This window comes from Pleomorphochaeta caudata, assembly GCF_055395745.1.
Map to the genome: position 1 here is coordinate 1327985 of NZ_AP042458.1, position 25811 is coordinate 1353795.

Sequence of the window (25811 nt, forward strand, 5' to 3'; positions counted from 1 at the left end):
AATTAATAAAACGATATGTTAATCCTTGAATAATTATGTTGATTATTGTAGCATGCAACACAGATTATTGAAAGTGAATAGTATTGAGATAAGTGTAAAAGATAGGGTAGTTGGCGATGGATTATTTGATAAAAGATTTTGGTAAGATTCTGAAAAAGAATGCTTTAATGATGAGAAGGTTATTATTACAAGAAGATACTGATTGTATGAGAGTATATGACAGGAATCTTGAGGAACTACCTTTAAGCGTTGATTTGTATGGTAAATATGCTAGAATAACAGATTATAGTGAAGATGGACTTACTTCTGAGCTAGAAGAAACTGTAATTGATACAGTTAGAAGAATGTGTTATGTCCAACAGGAGTATGTTTGTTTCCATAGACGCGAAAAAAGACACAATAAAGAGCAACATGAGCTTCAAAGCAGTAATAGTTTAGTAATCGAGGTAAAAGAGTTCTCACATCGATTTAAAGTCGATTTAATCAAAAGAATTGATACCGGTTTATTCTTGGACCATTATAAAACAAGAAAATTAGTAGAAAGTATTAGTAAAAATTTGAGTGTTTTAAATTTGTTTGCTTATACAGGTTCTTTTAGTGTATATGCAGCAAGTGGTGGGGCTACGTTAGTTGAATCTATAGATTTAAGTAAAACTTATACAGATTGGGCTAAATACAATTTAAGTATTAATGGATTTGAAGGAGATAAATATCCTTGTATTAATACAGATGCATTAGAGTATATTATCGAAGCAGTAAGAAATAAAAAACAATATGATTTAATAATATTAGATCCTCCTAGTTTTTCAAATAGCAGAAAAATGAATCAGGATTTTGATATACAAAGAGATTATGTTCGATATTTAAGATTGATAAATAATTTATTAAGTAAAGATGGAAAGGTTATTTTTTCAACAAATTTAAGTTCTTTCCATATGGATCCAGGTCGTCTAAAAGGCTATAAAGTAGAAAATATTACAAAAGATATATTAGCAGATGGTTTTTCAAAGAAAAAAGGAACTTCTAGGACTTGGTTATTAGCGAAAGAGAGCAAAGTAAAATTAACTAAAGAAGATTATGAAGGAAAAAAATACTTTGCTAAATCTAAGTCTTCAGAACAGAAGAAAAGGATAAATAAAATGGATAAAGATCCACAAAATGATTTAGAGCAAATTATTTCAAATTTAGAAAATGAATTTGAAGGCAACAATGACAATGTAAATGATGATTTAACTTTACGTTGGGATGCAACCTATGAAAATAATGCTAAAAAAAGTAATTATGATAGGAAATTTAAAGAAAAGCGCAGTTATTCTAGAAATGAAGGGGACAGAAGATACTCTAGAGAAGATAGAGATAGAAGATATTCTAGAGAAGATACAGAGAGAAAATTCAATAGAGAAGATGGAGATAGAAAATACTCCAGAGATAATAGAGAAAGAAGATACTCCAGAGATGATGGAGACAGAAAGTACTCTAGAGATGGTGGAGAAAGAAGATATTCCAGAGACGATAGAGACAGAAAGTACTCTAGAGATGGTGGAGAAAGAAGATATTCCAGAGACGATAGAGATAGAAAGTACTCTAGAGATGGTGGAGAAAGAAGATATTCCAGAGACGATAGAGACAGAAAGTACTCTAGAGATGGTGGAGAAAGAAGATATTCTAGAGAAGATGTAGATAGAAGATTCTCCAGAGATGATAGAGATAGAAAGTATTCTAGAGAAGGTGGAGATAGAAGATTCTCCAGAGACGATAGAGACAAAAAATATTCTAGAGATGGTGGAGAAAGAAGATTCTCTAGAGACGATAGAGACAAAAAGTATTCTAGAGAAGGTGGAGATAGAAAATTCTCCAGAGACGATAGAGATAGAAAGTATTCTAGAGAAGATGGAGATAGAAAATACTCCAGAGATAATAGAGAGAGAAGTTATTCTAGAGATAATAGGGATTCAAATTCTGATGCAGGTTTTACTCGTGAAAAACGCGTTAAAAGAAGTAAACCAGTTCCTTATGGCTTCGAAAAAAATAATAAAAATGAGTAAAATAAGTATATAAAATTTGCAATATTATATAACTAATATAAATTCATAAAAAATACATAATTGAACTAATACCCTTAGAAAACTAGTATAGGGGTATTTTTTTTAATATATATATAAAGTTTTTGATTAAAAATAAAATATATTATAATTTTGGTATCTAGTAATCAACTTAATATTATACTAATATTGATATAACACTTGATGATAATAGAGTGTATAAGGAGTTAATATTATGGATAAGAGTGCATCGTGCGAATTGCGACGATTGACAAATCATGTCAGAAGAAAGTTGATGACTTTCAAGGGTGATAAGAATAATAAGAGACAGACATCCTCTCATTATTACATTATTAATTACATTGCTTCAAAAGGCAATGAAGACGTTTTTCAACGTGATATTGATCAAAGATTTTCTTTAAGACGTCCTACTACTACAGAGATTTTAAAATTGATGGAACGTAATGGCTTAGTAACAAAGAAATCAGTAGAAAATGATTTAAGATTAAAGAAAGTTGTTCTAACAAAGAAAGCAAAGAATATTGGTCAGGAATTTGAAGTTTTTCTAGAGGATATGGAAGACCAAATGACAAAAGGTATTACTGATGAACAAATGGATGTTTTCTTTGAAGTCGTTGAAAAAATGAGATTAAATTTAGAAAACGAGGATTAATGAAAATTAAACCAATTATAAGGAGCTTAAAAGGGTATTATAAAGAAACTTTTTTAGCTCCTTTATTAGTTATTGCAGAAACATTGTTATTTTCTCAAATCCCTTTCACGATTGCAAAATTAATCGATGAAGGTATTAATTCAGCTAATCAACAAAATATAGTTGATTATGGCTTTAAGTTACTAATCATTACATTAATAATGGCAATATTTGGTGTTGCTGCAGGACTTTTTGCTGCTAGAGGAGCAGCAGGGTTTAGTAAAAATTTACGACGAAATTTATTTTTTTCAGTTCAGAAATATTCTTTTTCAAATTTAGATAAATTTTCTTCAAGTTCATTAATAGTACGCTTAACAACTGATGTTCAAAGGTTGCAAGGTGTATATCAAATGACAGTTCGAGGTTCTTTTAGAGCTCTAAGTAGTATTATTTTTTCAATTTACATGTCATATCTGATAAGTCCAAGATTATCAGTAACTTTTTTGTTTGCTATACCTGTTTTGGTGATTTTGCTAATTGTAATTATTAAATTAGCTTTCCCAAGATTTGATAAAGTTTTTAAAGAGATAGATGTGTTAAATAGGGTTGTAAAAGAAAATTTAGATGGTATTCGAGTTGTTAAATCTTATGTTAAGAGTGATTATGAAGTAGAAAAATTTAAAACTGAGAGTTCTAAATTAGAAAAATTATATGTAAATGCTTATAAACTTATGGTCTCTGTAATGCCAATAATGCTTTTATGTGTATTTGCAATTACTGTTGTAATAGTAGCTCTAGGTTCAGAAATGGTAATCACTTCACAATTAACAACAGGAGAACTAGTTAGCTTGGTTAGCTATGTTAGTATGTCCTTGTTTGGTCTTATCATGTTATCAGCCGCTTTTATAATGGCTATTGTTTCGGCTCCAAGTGTTAATAGAATTGTTGAAGTTTTAGAAGAAGATGTTGATATAAAAGATAAAGCTGGTAGCATTACAATTTTAGATAATGCAGATATTGAATTCAAAAATGTAAATTTTAGTTATTTAAAAAGAGATGATAAGCTTTGTTTAAAAGATGTTAATTTAAAAATTAAACAAGGGGAGAGAATTGGAATAATAGGATCCACTGGATCTTCAAAAACTTCATTAGTAAATCTGCTTCCAAGATTATATGATGTTCAATCTGGTCAAATTTTAATTGGTAATATTGATGTAAGAGATTATTCAATTGAAACATTGAGAAATGCAATTTCTTATGCTTTGCAAAAATCTGTTTTATTTTCAGGAACTATAAAAGAGAATATTTTATGGGGAAAAGATGATGCAAGTGATGAAGATATCATAAAAGCTTGTAAAATCGCTCAAATTCACGATTTTATTATGGGTTTAGATAATACTTATGATTATAAGATTGAAAGAGGTGGTGTAAACGTATCTGGCGGTCAAAGACAGCGTTTAGCCATTGCTAGAGCATTGATTAAATCTCCAAAAATTTTAATTTTAGATGATTCCACTAGTGCTGTTGATATGGCTACTGAAGCAAAAATTAATAAAGGGCTAGCAGATCATTTACCAAATACTACAAAAATTATTATTGCTCAAAGAATTAGTAGTGTTGAAGGCTGTGACAAAATAATTGTTATGGATGAAGGTAATATTGTTGGAATTGGTAAGCATGATGATTTATTAAAGAGTAATAATATATATCAAGAAGTATATTATTCACAAAAGAAGGAGGTAGAAGATGCCTCCATTTAAGGGTTCTAATAATTCTCGTGGGAAAGTTGAAAAACCGAAATATTTAAAGAAAACTATCTTTAGATTATTAAGTTATTTAAGTCCATATAAAATAAAATTAATATTTGTATTTCTATGTATAATATTAGCTTCAACTACAACTATTGCTTCCTCAATTTTTTTACGTTTTATAATTGACTATGGTATTACCCCATTAATTGGTGTAAAAAACCCTGATTATTCATATTTTTATAAAACAATCCCAATTTTCTCTGTTGTTTTACTCTTAGGTGTTTTTGCAATGTATTATTACACTAGAGCTATGGTTAAACTTTCACAAAAGATTTTAAAAACTTTGAGGGATGAGATGTTTGTTCACATGCAGAGCTTACCTTTAACCTTTTTTGATACGAATGGTCATGGAAATATTATGAGCCGTTATACTAATGATATTGATGCTATGGTTAATTTGTTATCTCAAAGTTTACCTCAATTACTTCTTGGCCTTTTACAATTTTTAGGAATTGTTTTAGCAATGCTTTTTACAAGCTGGAGACTATCTATTATTGCATTTGCTTTATTAATAGGAATGTTATTTGTTGTAAAAGTTGTGGGAAAAGCTTCTGGTAAGTTTTTTTCTAAGCAACAAGCTTCTTTAGGTGAAGAAAATGCATTTATTGAAGAAATGATTGCCGGACAAAAAGAAATTAAAGTTTATAATCATCAAGAAAGTGTTAATAAAAGATTTGAAGAATATAATAATGAATTATTTGAAAATACGGCAAAAGCTAATGGCCTTGCTAATATATTTATGCCATTGATGACTGGTATTAGTTATATTCAATATGTAGTTTTGGCTATTGTTGGAGGAGTCTTAGCCATCAGTGGGAACTATTCTATTACTTTAGGGGTTATAGTAAGTTTTTTACAACTTTCTAGAAGTTTATCTCATCCTGTTTCTTCACTAGGACAACAAATCAATTCCTTAATGTTAGCATTAGCTGGTGCGGAGAGAATATTTGATTTAATAGATGAGAAGAGTGAAAAAGATGATGGATATATTGAATTATTAAATGTAAAAAAAGACGAAAATGATAATTTGGTTGAATGTAAGGAAAATACTTGCCATTGGGCTTTTAAAGATGGTGATAACTTAACTTTATTAAAAGGAAAAGTAGAGTTAAAAAATGTTAATTTCTCTTATGTTCCAGAAAAACAAATCTTAAAGAATATAAATGTTGTTGCTCAAGCTGGTGAGAATATTGCCTTTGTTGGTTCAACCGGTGCTGGAAAGACAACAATTACAAATTTAATAAATAGGTTTTATGATATTGATAATGGGGAAATCTATTATGATGGTATTAATATAAAAAATATTAAGAAAACAGATCTCCGTAGGGCCTTAGGCTTTGTTTTACAAGATACCAATTTATTTAGTGGTACAATAAAAGAAAATATCCGATATGGGAAACTTGATGCTAGTGATGAAGAAATAGTAGCTGCTGCAAAATTAGCAAATGCTGATCATTTTATTTCTTTGCTCGAAGATGGTTATGATACTTATTTAGATGGTGAGGATAATTTGCTTTCAATTGGACAAAGACAGTTGTTGGCAATAGCAAGATGTGCAATAGCAAATCCTCCAGTTATGATTTTAGATGAAGCTACTAGTAGTATCGATACTAGAACAGAGCAAATAGTTCAGGAAGGTATGAACAAATTAATGGCTAATAGAACTGTTTTTGTTATTGCTCATAGACTCTCTACTATTAGAAATAGTGATGTAATTGTTGTTTTAGAGGGTGGCGAAATAATAGAAATGGGGAATCATAAACAGCTTATGAGTCAAAAGGGTGCCTACTATAATCTTTATACAGGTATAACAAAATTAGATTCTTAAATTAAAGAATAAATTTAATGTAAAAAGAATTATATTATTCATAATTAAATAGTTTACAAAACAATAATTGTTTATTGATACTTATGATACTTGTTTTTAGCATTTTTAGTCATTAAAATAGAGCTTTAGCCTATAATTTTCATCGTTTATTAAGTTTTTTATAAAAAAAATATTTTTTTTCAAAAGTTTTTTATGTTTGCAATTTACTTCTCTTGACATAAGTTTAATGGCGCATTAGTCTTATATATTGAAAAAAGTAAACAAAAGGACGTTAAAAAAATGAATAAAAAACTTTTATCGACATTATTTGTGTTGTCGTTTGTTGTAATGAGCTTATTTGCATATTCTGCCCCAAATGTAATTCTTAAATCGACTTTAGAGGAAACTGATTATAGCTTTAAATTACAGAAACTTAATTCAGAAATGACTGGATTTGAAGATTTCGATGATAATTATACTGAAAATATTGTTCTTAATTCTGAAGTGGGTGTAACTAATGCCTTTACAGTATCAACAGTAGCAAATGGTAATATGAAAAATGATATTACTTTTATAGCTAGTGTAACAACAGGTGAATTTAAAGATTTAACAGATTCAAATTTTGATACAGGTGTTTATCCAAGAATTGTTGAATTGTCTGAATCTGCAACAACTGAAAATTTTAAACGTGGTGATGAAGAAGTCTCTTATGAGCTTAAAACTGCTGGGGATTTTACAGCTTCTTCTAGTGGTATATTTACAACAACTTTTTCAAGAGGAATTCATTTATATGGAACTGAAATTGCTCGTTTTAAATTAGAATATAAGGATGTTAATAATAATATCGCTGCAGGAACATATACTAGTGTAACTAAAATTGATATTAGCACCAATTAAATTAATTGATTTTTAATATTTATATTAAGTAAAAAGGCTATTACAAATTTTTGTAATAGTTTTTTTATTTCTTTAATATTTAATATAAGATATTTAATTTTTAAATGGAGATGAAAAATTTATTAAAATCAATTTAAAATGTTGCGAACTTCTAATAAGAAAGTTAGAATAATTACAGTTGTGTTTGATTTTTTTCTATTTAATAATATTAAAAAATTATATTGACATTTTTTATCTAATGAAGCATAATCCTTATAGATAATCAATTTCAATAAGGAATTAATATGGTAGAAAGAAGGCAAACAATACAAAGAGGACTCGTTCTAGATGCTGTGGTGCAATTATTTAATCATCCAACTGCTCAAGAAGTATATGAATTTATACACAAGAGTCATCCTAGTGTAGGTAAAGCGACTGTTTATCGTAATTTGAATTTACTTGTTGATGAAGGCAAATTAAGAAGAATTTTTGCCATAGATGGGCCCGATCATTATGATTCTACAACTGAAGAACATCAACATATTGAATGTCGAATTTGCAAAAAAGTAGTTGATGTGGTTTTACCGTTAGATAGTAATAGTATTATTAATGTTGAGAAAGAAACAGGGTTCTCAGATATTGATAAGAGTATAATCATTACAGGCATTTGTCCTGAATGTTTAAAAAAAACTAATCATTAATTAGTGAAGGAGTGAAATTAATGGAATTTAAAGGTTCAAAAACTGAAAAAAATTTAATGGATGCATTTGCAGGTGAATCACAGGCACGCAATAAGTATACTTATTTTGCATCAAAGGCAAAAAAAGATGGTTATGTACAAATAGCTAATATCTTTGAAGAAACTGCAAATAACGAAAAAGAACATGCAAAAATTTGGTTTAAATTACTCCAAGAAAACGGAGAAATCCAAGATACAATGTCTAACTTAAAAGCTGCTGCAAGTGGTGAAAATTATGAATGGACAGATATGTATGTAAGAATGGCTGAAGAAGCTAAAGAAGAAGGTTTTGCAAAAATTTCAAAACTATTTAGCATGGTTGCAGCAATCGAAAAACATCATGAAGAAAGATATTTAAATTTATTAAAGAATATTGAAGATGGAATTGTATTCTCACGTGAAGGAGATATGATTTGGAAGTGTTCAAACTGTGGACATATTCATATTGGACCAAAGGCTCCTGGTATTTGTCCTGTATGTGCTCATCCTCAAGCATATTTCGAATTGGTAAGTAAAAATTATTAGTATTTAATTTACTATAAAAGAAGATCTCAGTCACAAAAACTGAGATCTTTTTATTTACTAACACAATAAGCACAATTGTATATTAGTTTATTGAGAATGTTACTTGAATATTGCTGATATAATTACCAGGTTGAGTTATATCTCTTCCAGTCCAAGTTAATTTAAAATCTGCTACTATATCACTTGAATAGTAAATGTTATTGCTCAATGGGATAGAGTAATAATATGAATTGGAACCTAAGGGGTTGTTATTAAATATAGTCCCAGGGATATCACTTAAATTTTCTATTCTCATTGCTTGAGAATCAATAATATAGCTATCAGCTCCTTGGGCTATGTTTCCATTTGTATCTAACAATTGAAACAGTCCTACTTCAAGGTTTATGTTTAATCCATAGTTTTGTAATTGAGAACCTGTAATTCTTATAGAAAAAGGAGTAAGTTCCCAACTCTCGCTTAATAATAAGTTATTATTGTTATTATCTTGTGAAATAACAGCTTCAGCTGCTAATGGGCTATTATTATAAAAAATTTGAGCTGTTAAATCTTCTTCTGGAGCATCAGCAACAACAGTTGTATTTTGTTCATCTGAAAGATTAAATGGTTCATTATTTTCAGGTGCCTCTGATACTACTACTTGTGCAGCAAACAGGCTAAGATTTATAAATAATAAAAAAAATAATAAATATGTTTTTCTGCTCAATTTATATTCCTCATTTAGTTTTCAACTATACTTATAGTAATATCTGCATAATATCTCCCAGCTGCAATTGTACTATATTCAGGGCTTTGTATCTGAAATGTAAATGTTGGTAGATTAAGATTTGTACTATCATAATATTCCCCAGTTAAAAAAGTTAAAATACCATTTGAAGGTGTTTTGTTTATAATAGTGGGGGATTGGGTTACAAATACTTTCTCTGTATCGTTTAATAGATAATAGTTGGTAATGGTTGCATCAATTTGATGAGAAAGTGATGTTAGAGTTGATCCAAAAAATGTTACAATAAAGTTTTGAGTAGTGAATCCTGCATTTATATTAAAAGGATTAGTAACTTCACTCACAGAAGAATGTACGCCATCTGCATCAATAAAAAACTCACCAGTTGAAATGTCTGTAGCCTCTGATATTTCTTGATAATATCTTTTAAGTGTTAATACTCCATCTACATCGGTGTTTATCATTACTTGTGGACTAGCATATAGAGGTAGGCAAAGAATTAAGCTTGCAATTATAAGTAAAAGTTTTCTAATCATGCTTCCTCCAAAAAAGATATATTCCTAATATTACTATGTGCTCACACTATATTATAGCTTACTTCTTATGTCAATAGTTGTAACTTACGAGCAAAGTACTTAAAATTTAAAAAATATTAATAAAACTAAATAGGTAACAAAAATAAAGTATTTGAGTTGAAATATTAATATAAATGCATAAATTAAAGAAAACTTGAGCAACATTCATCAAGATAGAAAAGATGAATGTTGTGACAAATATGATATCTTTTTATAAATTTTATAATTCTATATCAAGGAAAGTTTTTGGATTTTCTGAAACAAATAAATCAATTTCTTCATCAGAGAAAGGACTTTTCTCAAATATTGAATAATATTCAGAATATGATTTAACCTTGAATAAATTAACAGAAAAATCTGTTCCAAAAAGAGACCTTTTAAGAATATGATCTTTAATTTCTTTATTTTCTTCTATGTTCATGAAATTTATTAATTCTACATAGAATTGTGGGTTACAACCACTGAAAGAAAAATCTAAATATACATTCTCATATTTTTTCATCAAATCTATTATGTTGTAGAACCAAGGACTTGTAGGAATTCTTTCAGATTTAGGTTTGATCAAATTTTGAGCAAGTATTGATGCTGGAGGTAAGTTTTTGATTGAACTATATTGTTTTCCACTATGTGCGAAATCAATTTTTAAAGTTGGGTATTCTTTTAAAACTGGATCCCAAGATTGAGGGTTAGTATATTGCCAAGCTTCTTTTGATGGAATAGTCCTAAAACCCTGATCATCACAGTGTGTAATAATTGGTAAATTATTTTCAGCACAAAATTCATAAATATATAATAGCTTTTTTAATTCTTTCTTATCTTTTGGCCAAGGATTTAGTCCTAAAGGTGGATAAAATTTAATGCCATAAAATTTTTTCTTTGAATATTTGCTGTTGTTTATTTTATGTGTCTTATTTATATATGTTTGAATTAAATCTTTTATAAATTCTAGAGAATGGGCAGGTGTATTAATTCCTAATAAAGGGAAAAATTCTAATATTCCATCTGGATTGTCTAAACTATAATTTTTAAAAGAATCTAAACTATCTTCTACATATTTTAATATTTTTACTTCTTTGCTTAGTGGGTAATAAATATTATCAAGAGTTTTATGATTATTAGAAAAGTCCATTAGTAAAGGAACTAAAGCTAATTTGTCATATTCAATACCTCGAAATACTAATTTATTATTAACTATATAAGGTTTAAAATTTTTTCTATCTTCTTCTGAAAGTTTATCTTTATAATCACCTCTAAGATCATTCTCCATCATAGAGAAAGTTTCGTTTATTGGTTTATCAAAAGCTAATAATAAATTAATCAGTTTATTATTTAATACTGAATAATGTACGCCACTTCCTTCTAAAATATATGAAGTAGAGAAGAATCCACTAGTTAATAAATCAGTGATACCTGAATTTAATGAGTAAATTGCGCTAACTAAGTCTGGATGATTTAAATTCATCGCATGCATATGATCGTCAAAAAAATATTTCATATTGTGAGTATATATTAAAAAAATATAAATAAGCAAATGAAAAAATTTAAACTTAATTATTTTAAAATGTAAATGTCATAAGTATGTAATAAGTTAATATATTTGTTAGGGTTGTGAGAAAATCTAAAATAATTCTTTATACTATATAAATTTAATAATGTTATAACTAGTGAATAAGTATTACTAAAAGGTAACTAAGTCGTGTCGAAGATAAAATAATTATTATTAAAAACAAAAAGTATTGACATAAGATGTAATGTAATGTATATTTTAACTGTAATTAGTAATAGGAAAAATTAGACTGATTATTTAGGAGAAACAAACACATGAAGAAAAGATTAATATTAATAACTACTATTTTAGCTATTGTTTCAGGGGCCTTATTTGCAGCTGATCAAGAAGTAGCCAATACTGCAACAGCTTATGCACCAACAGCTTTTTCAGTTGATAACACAGGAGATTCTGCAACAGTTGTTGCTGACGCTGATAATGTAGAATTTGTATTTGCTCTTGAAGCTCAAAATGGAGCCAATTGGGTTTCAGCAGAAAGCCAAGAAGTATATGATGCAGATTGGAATGTTAGAAATGCTCAAGCTGTTTCTGTAGATTTTAGAGTTCGTGCTACTGCTGGTACTGCAGATACTGCAAATAGTGTACAAGTAACAGTAGGTGCTGGTAAATTAACTAGAGTTGGTACAGCTGGTTATGTTGTTGATAAAGCTGTTGTAATTGCAGCTCCTTCTGTAGCTGGTACAACTTATTTTACTGATTTAGTTGGAAGTGCTGTTACAGCTGCTACTGGTACAGCTACAGCTACATCCCCAATTACTTTCAATACTGTTGCTAACCATTTCTATGGATTAGCTGCTAATGCTGCAGGAGATTCTGTAAACTTTAATATTACTTATACTGGAGATGCTAATGCTCCTGCAGGTAGATATAAAAGTGCAGTAACAGTTGCTTATGCAGCAAACTAAATTCAAACACACGATTATTAAAACTCCTTCTCTAATGAAGGAGTTTATTTATGCCTAAAAAAAACTCCTAGAATTATGAGATTTGTCATTCTAGGAGTTTTGTATTGATAATAGTTTTTTTATTTTTCTATACCCATTTTCTTTTTCATTTTAGCCCATGAGTCTTTTAGAGTTACAGTTCTATTAAATATCATATGTTCTTCTGTGCTATTTTTGTTATCAACACAGAAATAACCATTTCTAATAAATTGCAAATAATCTCCAACTTTAGCTTCTTTAGCATAAGGCTCAATTTTAGCATTTTCAATTATTACTAATGATTCAGGGTTTAAATCATCTAAATAGTTTCCTGTATCTTTTCCAGGATATTCTGTTGCAAATAATTTATCATATAATCTTACTTCAGCATTTATTGCTTGATTTACTGAAACCCAATGGCTAGTACCTCTAACTTTTCTCTTGTCTGGAGTTGTTCCACCACGGCTTTCAGGATCATATGTACAATGAACTGTAGTAATTTTTCCATTTTCATCTTTTTCAAAACTTGTTGCAGTTACATAGTAAGTATACTTTAACCTAATTTCATTGCCAGGGTAGAGTCTATGGTATTTTCTTGGAGGAACTTCCATAAAGTCTTCTCTTTCAATATATACTTCTCTGCTGAAAGGAATCATATGAGTTTTTGAATTAGGATCTTCTGGATTATCAATTGCTTCAAAATATTCAACTTTATCTTCTGGATAATTATCAATTACTAATTTAATTGGATCTAAAATAGCCATAAGACGAGTTGCTCTTTTATTTAAATCTTCTCTAACACAGAATTCCATTAATGAATAATCAACTACACCTTCGGTTTTTGCAACACCAACTCTATCGATGAAATCTCTCATAGATTCAGGTGAATAACCACGGCGTCTTACACCGCTAATAGTTGGCATTCTTGGATCATCCCAACCTTCAACAATTTTTAGATTAACAAGATTTAATAATCTTCTTTTGCTCATAAGCATATAGTTGATATTTAATCTTGCAAACTCATATTGATGAGGTGTGTGTTCAATACCATCAATTTCTGTTGCCCAATCATAAGCTGGACGGTGGTCTTCAAATTCTAAAGTACAAATTGAGTGAGTAATGTTTTCAATTGCATCACTAATTGGATGAGTAAAATCATACATTGGATAAATGCACCATTTATCACCAGTTCTAGGGTGAGTTGCAAATTTAATTCTATATAGGGCAGGGTCTCTTAAGTTAATATTAGGAGATGCCATATCAATTTTTGCTCTTAGAGTATACTTTCCTTCTGGATGTTTTCCATCTCTCATTTCAAGAAATAGTTTTAAGTTTTCTTCAATACTTCTATCTCTATCAGGTGAATTTTTACCAGGTTCTGTTAAAGTACCTCTATATTCTCTCATCTCTTCTGGTGTTAAAGAATCAACATATGCTTTGCCATCTTTAATTAATTGAACTGCTATTTCAAATAACTGACCATAATAATCAGATGCATAGTATTCATACTGTCCCCAATCAAAACCTAACCATTTGATATCTTCTTTAATTGAATCAATGTATTCGATATCTTCTTTAGCAGGGTTTGTGTCATCTAATCTTAAATGACATCTTCCACCATATTTCTGAGCTAAACCAAAATTGAGACAAATTGATTTGATATGGCCAATATGTAAATAACCATTTGGCTCTGGTGGGAAACGTGTAACTATTTCATTGTTTGGTACACGATTGTTTTCTAAATCATCTTCAATGATTTTTTCTAAAAAATTTAGGGGTTTTTCTTTCTTTTCTTCCAACTCCATTTTTTTCCGTCCTTTGCCCTTTCAAAGGGGCCTTTAACTTAAGGCAATAATAGCATGATGAGGTATTTAAAGAAAAGTATCTTATAAGAAATCGTACTAAATATATTATTTTTTTATATATAGAAAGTCATTTATTTCTATAAATTCTTTATTATTGAATAAATAATCGAAAGAAATTGCATCCATAGCTGCAGGTAATGTTGCTGAGGATAAAAATTTTTCATCTATGAATAAATTAAAGCAATTAGAATTTCTTTCAATTTTTATATTAAATTTATCAGGATTTTTAATAAAATCTTTATCTATAAAAGTTTCAGTTTTATAACCATTAATAGAAGTAACAATGGAAATATTTTCATTAAAGTTTAGGCTATAAAATGTTTTATCACTTATAGAAATTATAAAAGAATAATTTTTAGCTTTTGGATTACTTGAAAATGATAGAGTAAAATTTTCATCACTAACGCAATAGAAAAAACTATTTTTCCCTTTTGCTTCAAATTTATTATAGGATAATTTTTTTATATATCCTTTATTAATCCATTTTAATTCACGTGTTGTAACTTTTTTCATACGATTTTGATTATAAGAAACAATAAATAATAGTGCAATAATAAATGCATTGTAATATAATTATATTTAATCTAAAATTAGATTAAAATTTTTTTGAGGTAATATATGGTAATAGTTATTGGTGAATATGTTATAGATTTAGTTGATAATAATGAAGGTAAATATGATATTCATATTGGAGGTTGTGGCTTAAATAGTGCTGTAGCCTGTGCTAATCAAGGTGTTTCTACAATGTTTTTATCACCTATTTCTCAAGATGCTAATGGACATAAAGTAATAGACTTCTTAATTGATAAAGAGATTTTCTTTGATCCAGATTTTTGTAACTCAAGGGCTCCTTCAACTTTAGCATTAGCTACTATAAGCGAAGATTCTAGTGCAAAGTATGATTTTTATTTAAAAAATACAGCATCAATGGTTTTATCTAGTGAACAATTATTAAATTCAATATCAAATCATTCAGATGTAAAAGCTATTCATGTGGGTTCTCTTTCAATGTTAATTAATCCAACAAGTTCTGCAATTTTTGATGTTTTATCTTTTCTTGCCCCAAAACCTGTAATTTTTGTTGATCCAAATATTAGAGCACAAGAAGTTGAAAAAATACCAAATTGGCAAAAGAAACTTTTTGATTTCTTTACATTAGCTACAATCATTAAATTAAGTGATGAAGATTTGGCTTTTATTTTTCCAAATAATGATGAGAAAGCTGCAATTTTAGAAATAAAGAAAATTAATCCAGAGGCACATATACTGTTAACAAGAGGTAAACTTGGTGCTATTTGGTATACTCCAGATAATAAAGAATTCACCCAAGACAATTACGAAGTAAAAGTTGTTGATACTATTGGATCTGGGGACACTTTCTCAGGTAGTATATTAGCTTATTTATCTATGAAGGGTGTTTTTGGTGATGATGTTGATAGCCCGAAATTTAGAATAAATGATAATGTTATAAAAGAAGCTTTAAAGTTTGCTTGTTATAGTGCTTCCTTAAATTGTGCTAAAGCGGGGTGTAATCCTCCAACCTTAGAAGAAGTAAATAGTATTTTATAATATATAGTGAGCAAAGCTAATAAACTCTATTAGATTTGCTTGCTTAATGTAATCCATTTATATAGAATTATTGACATGAAAAGCACGTCAAAGAAAAAGATTTTAAGATTTATTGTTTTTGTATTAATTTTAATTTTTATAATAGTTTTTACTGTTTTTTTATATTCCTGGTCTAAGAAATTAACTCAAGATTATAAGAGAAACGAATTAAAGAAAAATGTACAAGAAATATTAAAAGTTGAAGGCGAAAAAGGTCTATTATCTTTAGCTGATGTTAATGTAGATGAAATCTTTTATTCTGAAGATAGTGTTTCTTTAGTTTTAGATGATACTTCAAGCTGGTTATATACTAGTGAAGAAATGCAGAACATTAAAGTTTATGAGAGATGTAAAGATAGTGTTGTTCATATCTCAGGTAGTCTAAAAACAAATGATATAATTACTTATGAAAAAGCCAATAAAACAGGTAGTGGTGTTATTCTTTCTTCAAAAGGTGATATCTTAACGAACTATCATGTTATTGAAGACTTAAATAATATTGTAGTTACTTTAGCGGATGGATCTTATTATACTGCTAGCATAATTGGTAGTGATGAAGTAGATGATATTGCTTTAATTAGAATAAATGTCGATAAGAAAAAATTAGTCCCTGTTGAACTTGGAAATAGTTTTAATTTAAAAGTTGGTCAAAAAGCCTATGCTATTGGTAATCCTTTTGGTTATGATAGAACATTAACTACAGGTATTATTAGTGGATTAGATAGAGCTGTTGAAACAAGCGCAGGCTCAGTTATCATGGGTATGATACAAACTGATGCTAGTATTAACCCTGGAAACAGTGGTGGTCCTTTATTGAATTCTCATTTTCAAATGATTGGTATGAATACCTCAGTTTATACAAATAATGGTAGTTCTGGAATGAATTTTGCAATTCCAATTGATACTATTTTATCAATCATTCCTGATTTAATTAATTATGGTAGAGTAATGAGAGGCTGGATTGATATAGTGCCTGTTCAATTAACAAAACAATTAGCTGATTATGCAAAACTAAACATCTCTGAAGGTGTATTAGTAAGCCAAGTTGTTCCTAATGGAAAAGCCGCTGAGGCGGGTCTTCAAGGTGGAAATGTTAAGATTTCATATGGGGCATCTACTCTTTATCTAGGTGGAGATGTTATTACAAAAATAGAAGATCAACCAGTAGCCACTTATAATGATTTTTATAATGCTTTATTAAGAACAAGAATGGGCGACAAGGTAAAAATTACAATTATAAGAGATGGTAAAGAATTAGTTAAAACAGTTGAATTAGTGAATAGAAGTGAGAATATAGATAAGGTTATTTAATAATGAGTGAAGAAATAAAAGTCGATTTAAAATGGGGTGGGGAACTTGTAGAAAATTATCATGAACAAGCTAAAGGTGGAAAAACGCTAGCTTTACATGTAATTGCTCCTTATGAGCCCTCTGGTGATCAAGCTCAAGCTATAGACAATTTAAGTGAAGGTCTAAAAAAGGGAGAAAGAACTCAAGTATTAAAAGGTGTTACAGGTAGTGGTAAAACCTATACAATGGCAAAAATTATTGAAAAAATAAATAAACCTACTTTAGTTTTATCTCATAACAAAACTTTAGCTGCTCAATTATATAGAGAGTTTAAAACTTTCTTTCCAAATAATGCTGTTGAATACTTTGTTTCCACATATGATTATTATCAACCAGAAGCATATGTTCCAGGTAAAGATTTATATATTGAAAAAACTGCAGATATTAATGATGAAATTGATAGATTAAGATTATCTGCATCTTTTTCATTAATGGAAAGAAGAGATGTTATTGTTGTCTCTACAGTTTCTTGTATTTATGGTTTAGGTAGTCCTGTTAGTTTAAGAGATATGGTTCATAACTTTAAAGTTGGGACAATTTTTGATCATAGAAGTGAATTAGAACAATTAGTAAGAATGCAATATGAAAGAAATGATAGTGTTTTACAACGTGGTACCTTTAGAGTTAGAGGCGATGTAATTGAAATATATCCTTCATATTTAGAGAATGCTGTTCGAATTACTTTAGACTGGGATGTAATTGAAGAGATTGCGTGGTTTGATCCAATCAATAATAAGAAACAAGAGAAAGTCGATGGATTTTCTCTTTATCCTGCTAAACAGTTTGTAATGCCTCATGAAGCAGTTTTAGATGGAATTACTAGAATTGAAAATGAACTTAAAGATAGAGTTGAATATTTTAACTCTCAAGGGAAAGTAGTTGAAGCTGAGAGAATAAAGAGTCGTGTTGAATATGATATTGAGATGTTAAAAGAAATTGGGTATTGTTCTGGAATTGAAAACTATTCTAGACAATTAACAGGAAGAAAAGAAGGCGAGAGACCGGCAGTTCTTTTAGATTATTTCCCATCTGATTTTGTTACATTTATTGATGAATCACACGTTACCTTGCCTCAAGTTGGAGCTATGTATGAAGGAGATAGATCTAGAAAATTAAATTTAGTTAATTTTGGATTCAGATTACCTTCAGCTTTAGATAATAGACCTTTAAAATATGATGAATTTGATAAAATTGTTACTCAAAGGGTCTATGTATCAGCAACTCCTGGAAAACGTGAGTTAGAAGAAAATACAAATATTGTTGAACAAATAATTAGGCCTACAGGTTTATTAGATCCTGAAATTTCAGTTAGAAAGACTGAAGGTCAAATGGAAGATCTCTATAAAGAAATCAATTTAACTATTAAAAATAATAGAAGAGTTTTAGTAACAACTTTAACAAAAAGAATGTCTGAAGATTTAACTGATTATTTAAGTTCTTTAGATTTGAAAGTTAGATATTTGCATAGTGATATTGGAACTATAGAAAGAGTAGAAATTTTAAGAGACTTAAGAAAAGGTGTATTTGATGTTTTAATTGGTATTAACTTACTAAGAGAAGGTTTAGATTTACCTGAAGTATCTTTAGTCGCAATATTAGATGCAGATAAAATTGGATTTTTACGTTCTGCAACTTCTTTAATACAAACTATTGGTAGAGCTGCAAGAAATGCTGATGGTAGAGTTATTATGTATGCTGATAAAGAAAGTGATGCTATGAAAGAAGCTATATCTGAAACTAATAGAAGACGTAGTATCCAAATGGAATATAATAAAGAACATAATATTACTCCAAAAACAATTGAAAAAGCTATTGAAGATATCATTGAAAGAGAAGAAGAAGATAAGAAAAATGATATCAACGGTGAATTAAATATAAGAAGAGCTGCTCATAATCTATTGGATAATAAAGATAGGAAGAAATATATTAAAGAACTAGAAAAAGAAATGTTTAAATATGCTAGAGATTTAGAATTTGAAAAAGCTGCTTTATTAAGAGATGAAATAGAAAAAATTAAAAATAATAATTTAACTGTTTAATACTTAAAAAGTACTAAATCAAATCTTTTTCCAGTAATTTGGGGATATTGATGTTCAATCAATATATCCTCAGATTTTAATAATATATCTTGGTTTTGCTTAATATATTGATCAAGAGAATCTATACTAAGACAATGTTTTTTAGCTGCAGGAGGAAGTCCTGTTGCTAAAGTTCCTTGTATTCCGTTCTTATCTGTAAGAGAGTTTATACAATTATAAGTTAAAATGCCTTTTTCTCCATCGCACCAGCCCATTCCTTCAAGTAGAGCTTTGGTAAAATATCCGTGAAGTCTTTGCCCTGAGCAATAAGTTGGTTCATGAGCATAATTATTTTTTTCGGTTGCACAAAGAATAAAAATATTATCTTCTATTGTACTTTCTTTACTTAATAGTTTTTTATAGGCTGAATCAAAAGTAAAATTATTTTCATCAAGGGAATATGGGGAATCTTGTTTGAAATTACCAGAATAACAAGAATCAACTATTAACAATTTTTTCCCTTTTACTAATTTTAATTTTTTATAGATTTCATTAACACTTAATATTTGATCATATTTGATTATATCAAAGCGATCAAATGAATCCCCGTTTTCAGAGTCTGTAGTTCCTAATAACCAACTACCAGTAGAATCTGAATGACCTGAATAATATATTATATTTATTGAACTATCACTTGAAGAGTTTATTAATTTATCTAAGGCTTTTAATATATTAGCTTTTTTAGGATATTGATTATTATTAATTGTTTGAAAATCATAAGAAGTCCCAATTTGATAAAAATTGTTACTAGTATAATTTATTTGATTTCTTTTACAAGATTCTCGAAAAGCTTTTTCAATCTCTCTAGCATCATTAATAGTTCCATTTAAACTATTAACATCAGTATTACTATAATCTAAAGCAATTGTTATTAAATTTATATCATATGGTGTTTGTTCATAAGCTAATTCACAACTTGAAAATAATAAAAGTGTAATAAATATTAATAATAAAGTTTTTTTCATATCTTATTCCTTAATATTTATTATTTGTTAATTTATAAATTTGCTTTTAATAAAATTATTATTTATTTAATATTTGAATAATACTAAATCAAATCTGCCACCAGATACTTGAGGATATTGATAAGATAGAGAGAGCCCTTGATTGTTTTTAATATATTTTACTAATGAATCAACACTTAAGATATTATTTAATGCAGCAGGCGGAAGGCCTTTAGCTAATTTACCTTGAATTCCATCATCTTCAATCAATTCAGGAATTACATCATAAGTTAAAACACCTTTTTCTCCATCACACCAACCAATCCCTTCTAGTAGTGCTTTTGTTAAAAATCCATGATTTCTTACAAGATTTTTTGGTTGAAGATTCATTTCATATGAAGGATTATCACTATCTGTTGCACTTAAAATATATACATCTTCAGTATCATATTTGATATCTGTGCTAATAAATTTTTCATAAGCTTCAGCAAAAGAATAGTTCTTATCTAAAATAGAATAAGCACTATCTTGATATAAATTACCAGAATAACAAGAGTCACTAATTATTAAAGTTTTTCCATTAATATCCTTAATAGCATTATATATTTCTTCAACCGAAAGATATTTACTTGCAGTATTATTTGTTTCTCCAAGTACCCAACTTCCATTACTAACCACTCCATGTCCAGAATAGAAAATTATTGTTATTGTATTTTCATTAGAAAGTGATTCAAGATTGTCTAAAGCAGTTAGAATGTTTGATTTACTTGGGTAGAGAGGATCATTAATTGTAGCTGTAGCTGCAGAAGGTCCTATTTGATAATAATTGTAGCTATTAAAATCTACTTGTTGTCTTTCACTAATTTCTCTAAATGCTTTTTCAATTTCTTTTGCATCATTTATAGTTCCAGTAAGAGCATTTATAAGTGAATCGTTACTGTTTTCATAATCTAAGGCTATTGTCATTAAATTGATTGTATAAGGATTTTGAGAATAAAAAAGTTCACAGCTAGTTAAAGTTGTTAAGAAAATAGTTAATATTAATAATAAATATTTCTTCATATTCTCATTTCCTTATTTTCAATCATAAAAGTGATTGCTTGGCTTTTTATTAATATAATAAGAAATCCAATCAAAACTTGTACTAAATCCTATACCTACAGATGGAGAAAGTAAGTATTTTCTATAAACTAAATTAAATATAAAGTCTAAACTATAATTATATGTATCAGTATTCTTTAAAATATAAGATGGAATAAGAGCTACATTTGCATACATTTCTTTATTTAAACTTTCACCTAAAGCACCAATTCCAAGAGAGCTTTTTAACTTAAATTTAAATGAATCTGAAAAGTAATAGCCAAAATCTAATCCAAAAGCTACTGCTTTGAAATCTCTTAGATATTCATTATTAAATACTATTGATTGAGATACATGATAAACAGATACGTAAGGCCCAAATTGTAAATTACCAAATTTTAAAAAGATTGGTTCAAAGTCATATGTTGAAGATAGTGATGAATAAACGGGTAAATCTGTTGAATCATCTAGTGTAATTGAGGGATGATAATAAAGGCCAAAATCAAACTTAGCCCCAGCATCAAGTGCGAAAAGACTTGTTGTAGAAAAAAGTAAAATAAATATTATAAAAGTTTTTTTTATCAATTTAATGCTCCTATTATAATATTAAATACAACAATCAATAAAACTGCTTTAATTAATTAGTATATCATCCTTAAATCTCTTTAAATCCTTTAATTTTATACAAATATCAACAATCTCACTTTGAGGTTTTTCTCTTGTAAGTATTGAAAGGGTAATGTCATTATATAACAAATTTGTCTTATAAAAAATACCTCTAAACTCAAAAGACAAAATTTTTGCATTTTTCAAAATAACATGGGGTAATAATTCTGTGATGCTGAATTTATCTTTTTCAATTAAATAAGCATTTTCATATCTAAAGAAATAATAGCAGTTTTCACTAGTTTTATTATCCAATTCATTATTAATTAATGCTGCTGGAATAAAATTCCCTTCGCCAATAAATGTTGAAGCAAATTTTGTAGTAGGATTGTTATATAGCTCTTCTGCACTAGCACACATCTCTACTTTTCCATCATTCATTAATACAATAGTATCTGAAATAGATAACGCTTCACTCTGATCATGCGTTACATAAATCATAGTAATTTTTAATTTTTTTTGAATACGACGAATTTCATCTCTAAGATGATTTCTCATCTTTGCATCCAAAGCGGAGAGTGGTTCATCTAACAATAATAGTTTAGGTTCAACGGCTAATGCTCTAGCTAAGGCTATTCTTTGTCTTTCTCCACCAGATAAACTTTCGATTTTTCTATTTTCAAAACCTTCTAAATCAACTAGTTTTAAAAGTTCTTTTACTTTCTTTTTTCTAATATCTTTCTTTATTTTTTTAATCTTTAGTGGATAAGCTATATTTTTTTCAACATTTAAATGTGGATATAATGCATAATCTTGAAAGACCATAGCGATTTGTCTCTCATTTACTTTTAATTTTGAGATATCTTGATTATCGATTATTATATGACCTTCATCATTATCTAAAAGTCCAGTAATTAACTGTAAAGTAGTGCTTTTCCCACAGCCACTTGGTCCAAGTAGGGAAATTAATTGGCCTTTTTCAAGATTTAAATCTATATCTAAAAGAAACTGTTCAAATTGTTTTTTTAATTTTAATTTTATTATATTATTTTCCATATTTAACTCTAATTTTAAATATATACCTTATTATCATTTTTCATATATTCACTTGAAATAAATACTATAGCACAAACAATTATTAATATAGTACCTAATGCACAAGCCCCTCCAAAATTATAAGAACCAATTAATCTATACATTGTTACAGGAATTGTAACTATTGAAGAGGAAGATAGAATTAAGGTAGCATTTACTTCTCCCATGCTAATAGCAAAGGCAAAAATTGCTCCACTAATTAAAGAACTTTTTAATAGTGGGACTTCAATATCAATAAAAGCTCTAAATCCACTTGCTCCCAAAGTCATTGCACTATTTTTTAATGATGGTGGAAGTTTTCTAATTTCTGGTGTAATAGCTCTAATATTAAATGGTAATACTATAACTAAATGCGCTAAAATAACTAATAAAAGCCCACCAGAGCTTTTTAATCTTGCAGATATTAAATAATAGCCCAATCCAATTATTACCGACGATACGGCTAAGGGTAGCATCGCTAATAATTCTACTAAAATAGAAGATTTAAAATGATCTCTTTTACTAGCTATTGCTAAAGATAGAGCCATAGGAGTTGATAAAATTGCAACTGTTAAAGCAATTTTTAATGAATTAATTATTGAAATAAAACTTGATTTCATAATCCCTGTGGTACTACTTAATCCAAATAATTGTTTATACCATTTTAAGGTTAAAATGCTTTGGTCACTTCTAGTATTAGATGCAAGAAAAGATTTTATTATAATTGAAATAATGGGGGACAATACAAATAGAATTACAAAGATTGAATAAAGAATACTAAGAATAAGTCCTATTTTAGTAACAGGTTTCTTTTCTTTTTTATATAAGCTTTTATAAATATTTTCTTGTGTTGTTGTTTTTCTTTGGAAGATATTATAGATAATTAAAATAATTAAACAAAAGATGATTGAAATTAAAGCATAGGAAGCTGCGCTATTTAAATCCATAGAGATTCGAGCTCTTCTATATATTTCAACTTCCATTGTTGTATATTTAGGACCTCCTCCCAATACTAGAATTATTGAGAAACTAGTAAAACAGAATAAAAATACTAATAGGGAAGAAGATATTATTGATAAAATTAATCTAGGAAGAGTAATTGATATAAAAGTTTGTAACTTACTTGCTCCAAAAACATAAGAAGATAGTTCAAGTTTATAATCTAGATTTTCCCAATAAGTGGTTACTAGAACTAAAATAATTGGAAAATTGTAAAAAGCATGAGCTATAATTATTGCTTTATATGAATATAGAATCTTAAGTGGTGGATTATCTAAATTAAATATTTTCATCAATAAAACATTTAAAAATCCATTGTTACCATAAAAAGTTACAAAGCCTAAAATTACTAGAATTGCCGGAAGAACAAAAGGGATAGTGCATATTGCTAATATTAATTTTCTTCCTTTGACTTGATAATTTACTAATAGATATGCTCCTGGTAGAGCAATAATAAGTGAAAGTAAAGTAGAGAAAAAAGCTTGATTAATTGTAAATAAAAGAATCCTTAAAGTATAAGGCGTTTTAATTAAATCTAAAAATGGTGAAAAAGTGATTTTTCCATCATAGATAAATGCTTTTGATAAAGTGCTAATTAGAGGAAGTAAGAAAATCAAAAATAATAAAATAAGAGAAGGTAATGGAATGATCTTTTCATAAAGATCTCTATTATCTATGTATTTCTTTTTCATACTTTCCTCTAATATCTATATTACATTAATTATATAATAAGTAAATTAATATAAAATTTATTTGCTCATTACCTCTGTCCATTCATTTAACCAAGTATCTAGATTATCTTCAATATCATTGGCATCAAGACTTAAAGTAATTTGAGGTTTTGGAGCCCAATCAAATGCTTTTGGTAATTCAGTTGCTAAATTTGTAGGGTACATAGAGTTTGCACTAGCAATATCAAGTTGAGCATCAGTTAATAAGAAATCAACAAATTGTTTTGCTAAATCTTTTTTGTTACTGCTTTTTAAAATTCCAACACCTTCAATAGTTGCACTATGCCCTTCATCAAAAATAAGAGCTTGGTATCTTGTGGTATCTTCAAACATAACATGATAAACAGGGGAAGTAGTGTAAGAAAGTGTAATAGGAGCTTCACCTGCTGTGAACATTCCATAAGCACTAGACCAACCTTCTGTAATTGTTAATGCGTTGTCTTTCATGTTTTCCCACCAATTAAGATAATCATCACCAAAAAGTTCTCTTGTCCAAATTAAAAGACCAAGACCAACTGATGAAGTTCTAGGATCAATTAATAATACTTTATCTTTATATTTTGGATCAGTTAAATCTTCTAAAGATTTAGGTAAATCAGCTTGAGAAATCTTTTCACTATCATAAACAAAAGCAAAGTTACCATAATCAAAAGGTAATAATCTATTTTGCTTATCGAATTGTAAGAATTCAGGGATATCATTTAAAACTGGTGAATCATAAGAATCAAATAAGTCACTATTATAAGCTTTTACTGCCATGTCATCAGAAATTCCAATAATAACATCAGCTTTAGGATTATCTTTTTCTAATTCAGCCTTTGTTAACATTTCAATAGCATCCCCAGCTGAAACTAAATTTACATCAATACCTGTTTTTTCTTTAAAAGCTTCAACAACTTTTTGACCAGGTCCCCAATCTCCACAAAATGCATCATATGCATAAACTGTGATTTCATTTGATACGGCAGTATCAGAAGTTTCTTTTGCCCCAGCGGCAAAGAGAGTAGATGTTGTAGCAATTAAGGCCACAACAATTGTAAAAAACTTTTTCATATAAAAAAGCCTCCAAATTGAATTTGGCCTAAGGGTATTTAATAAAAATTTATTAAGATAAATAAAGAGGTCTCCCTACGCTGGTATTATCCAGATCAGGTAAACGGGTTTTATCTCAGGCATATAGCCACCCCAGGACATTTCTTAGAGTAATAATGAGAAATATTCTTGTCAAGTATTTATCA

General features: G+C 28.4%; 22 protein-coding genes and 1 riboswitch. Of the genes, 11 read left to right on the forward strand and 11 right to left on the reverse strand.

What is annotated here, in order from left to right:
- Positions 1–116: 116 nt before the first annotated feature.
- From ACZ5RS_RS06120 to rbr, 7 genes are all read left to right on the forward strand, one after another.
- Positions 117–2045 carry a class I SAM-dependent methyltransferase gene (locus tag ACZ5RS_RS06120; protein ID WP_464638434.1) on the forward strand — a complete coding sequence of 643 codons (1929 nt, stop codon included), beginning with the start codon at positions 117–119 and terminating at the stop codon, positions 2043–2045.
- A 232-nt stretch (positions 2046–2277) separates the two neighbouring features.
- Positions 2278–2715 (forward strand): MarR family winged helix-turn-helix transcriptional regulator, encoded by a 438-nt coding sequence (locus ACZ5RS_RS06125; RefSeq protein ID WP_464638435.1) that lies wholly within the window; start codon positions 2278–2280, stop codon positions 2713–2715.
- On the forward strand, positions 2715–4454 hold the full coding sequence (locus ACZ5RS_RS06130; RefSeq protein ID WP_464638437.1) for an ABC transporter ATP-binding protein: 1740 nt from the start codon (positions 2715–2717) through the stop codon (positions 4452–4454). Before ACZ5RS_RS06125 ends, ACZ5RS_RS06130 begins: the two co-directional genes overlap by 1 nt.
- Entirely contained in the window at positions 4441–6333 is a 1893-nt protein-coding gene (locus ACZ5RS_RS06135) for an ABC transporter ATP-binding protein (RefSeq protein WP_464638439.1), read from the forward strand. The genes ACZ5RS_RS06130 and ACZ5RS_RS06135 overlap by 14 nt, the downstream gene beginning before the upstream one ends.
- A 279-nt stretch (positions 6334–6612) precedes the next feature.
- The gene (locus ACZ5RS_RS06140; RefSeq protein WP_464638440.1) at positions 6613–7209 is read left to right on the forward strand and encodes a hypothetical protein; all 597 of its coding nucleotides are present in this window, start codon (positions 6613–6615) and stop codon (positions 7207–7209) included.
- A gap of 284 nt (positions 7210–7493) precedes the next feature.
- Entirely contained in the window at positions 7494–7889 is a 396-nt protein-coding gene (locus ACZ5RS_RS06145; protein WP_464638442.1) for a Fur family transcriptional regulator, read from the forward strand.
- A 20-nt stretch (positions 7890–7909) separates the two neighbouring features.
- Positions 7910–8452, forward strand: coding sequence for a rubrerythrin (gene rbr / locus ACZ5RS_RS06150; RefSeq protein ID WP_464638444.1), 543 nt, complete (start codon positions 7910–7912; stop codon positions 8450–8452).
- Positions 8453–8534: 82 nt separating this feature from the next.
- Here rbr and ACZ5RS_RS06155 read toward each other — a convergent pair whose 3' ends face one another.
- The 3 genes from ACZ5RS_RS06155 to ACZ5RS_RS06165 all read right to left on the reverse strand — a co-directional run bounded on the left by ACZ5RS_RS06155 (position 8535) and on the right by ACZ5RS_RS06165 (position 11243).
- Positions 8535–9155, reverse strand: a complete 621-nt coding sequence (locus ACZ5RS_RS06155) for a hypothetical protein (protein ID WP_464638445.1) — start codon at positions 9153–9155, stop codon at positions 8535–8537.
- A 14-nt stretch (positions 9156–9169) separates the two neighbouring features.
- On the reverse strand, positions 9170–9709 hold the full coding sequence (locus ACZ5RS_RS06160; RefSeq protein ID WP_464638447.1) for a hypothetical protein: 540 nt from the start codon (positions 9707–9709) through the stop codon (positions 9170–9172).
- 259 nt (positions 9710–9968) lie between these two features.
- Complete coding sequence (locus ACZ5RS_RS06165) at positions 9969–11243, reverse strand: amidohydrolase family protein (protein WP_464638448.1); 1275 nt, start codon at positions 11241–11243, stop codon at positions 9969–9971.
- A 326-nt stretch (positions 11244–11569) separates the two neighbouring features.
- Between ACZ5RS_RS06165 and ACZ5RS_RS06170 the strand changes: the two genes are divergently transcribed.
- Positions 11570–12220 (forward strand): hypothetical protein, encoded by a 651-nt coding sequence (locus ACZ5RS_RS06170; RefSeq protein WP_464638450.1) that lies wholly within the window; start codon positions 11570–11572, stop codon positions 12218–12220.
- 119 nt (positions 12221–12339) lie between these two features.
- Here the strand turns inward: ACZ5RS_RS06170 and ACZ5RS_RS06175 are convergent, their stop codons facing one another.
- On the reverse strand, positions 12340–14043 hold the full coding sequence (locus tag ACZ5RS_RS06175) for a glutamine--tRNA ligase/YqeY domain fusion protein (protein WP_464638451.1): 1704 nt from the start codon (positions 14041–14043) through the stop codon (positions 12340–12342).
- A 105-nt stretch (positions 14044–14148) separates the two neighbouring features.
- Positions 14149–14616: a hypothetical protein gene (locus ACZ5RS_RS06180; protein ID WP_464638453.1), complete on the reverse strand. Its 468-nt coding sequence runs from the start codon at positions 14614–14616 to the stop codon at positions 14149–14151.
- A 105-nt stretch (positions 14617–14721) separates the two neighbouring features.
- On the opposite strand from ACZ5RS_RS06180, the gene ACZ5RS_RS06185 reads away from it, so the two are divergent.
- From ACZ5RS_RS06185 to uvrB, 3 genes are all read left to right on the forward strand, one after another.
- On the forward strand, positions 14722–15672 hold the full coding sequence (locus tag ACZ5RS_RS06185) for a carbohydrate kinase family protein (protein WP_464638454.1): 951 nt from the start codon (positions 14722–14724) through the stop codon (positions 15670–15672).
- A 75-nt stretch (positions 15673–15747) separates the two neighbouring features.
- Complete coding sequence (locus ACZ5RS_RS06190; RefSeq protein ID WP_464638456.1) at positions 15748–17022, forward strand: S1C family serine protease; 1275 nt, start codon at positions 15748–15750, stop codon at positions 17020–17022.
- Between the two features lie 2 nt (positions 17023–17024).
- Positions 17025–19100, forward strand: a complete 2076-nt coding sequence (gene uvrB, locus ACZ5RS_RS06195) for an excinuclease ABC subunit UvrB (protein ID WP_464638458.1) — start codon at positions 17025–17027, stop codon at positions 19098–19100.
- Here uvrB and ACZ5RS_RS06200 read toward each other — a convergent pair.
- The 6 genes from ACZ5RS_RS06200 to ACZ5RS_RS06225 all read right to left on the reverse strand — a co-directional run bounded on the left by ACZ5RS_RS06200 (position 19097) and on the right by ACZ5RS_RS06225 (position 25626).
- Complete coding sequence (locus ACZ5RS_RS06200; RefSeq protein ID WP_464638459.1) at positions 19097–20104, reverse strand: caspase family protein; 1008 nt, start codon at positions 20102–20104, stop codon at positions 19097–19099. The two genes, uvrB and ACZ5RS_RS06200, sit on opposite strands and share 4 nt — an antisense overlap.
- Before the next feature lie 66 nt (positions 20105–20170).
- Positions 20171–21145: a caspase family protein gene (locus ACZ5RS_RS06205; protein WP_464638461.1), complete on the reverse strand. Its 975-nt coding sequence runs from the start codon at positions 21143–21145 to the stop codon at positions 20171–20173.
- An 18-nt stretch (positions 21146–21163) separates the two neighbouring features.
- The gene (locus ACZ5RS_RS06210) at positions 21164–21748 is read right to left on the reverse strand and encodes a hypothetical protein (protein ID WP_464638463.1); all 585 of its coding nucleotides are present in this window, start codon (positions 21746–21748) and stop codon (positions 21164–21166) included.
- Between the two features lie 48 nt (positions 21749–21796).
- Positions 21797–22825 carry an ABC transporter ATP-binding protein gene (locus ACZ5RS_RS06215; RefSeq protein WP_464638464.1) on the reverse strand — a complete coding sequence of 343 codons (1029 nt, stop codon included), beginning with the start codon at positions 22823–22825 and terminating at the stop codon, positions 21797–21799.
- A 14-nt stretch (positions 22826–22839) separates the two neighbouring features.
- Positions 22840–24534 (reverse strand): ABC transporter permease, encoded by a 1695-nt coding sequence (locus tag ACZ5RS_RS06220; protein ID WP_464638466.1) that lies wholly within the window; start codon positions 24532–24534, stop codon positions 22840–22842.
- Between the two features lie 57 nt (positions 24535–24591).
- Positions 24592–25626, reverse strand: a complete 1035-nt coding sequence (locus ACZ5RS_RS06225) for a thiamine ABC transporter substrate-binding protein (protein ID WP_464638468.1) — start codon at positions 25624–25626, stop codon at positions 24592–24594.
- A gap of 55 nt (positions 25627–25681) precedes the next feature.
- Positions 25682–25771: riboswitch (TPP riboswitch) on the reverse strand.
- Positions 25772–25811: the final 40 nt, after the last annotated feature.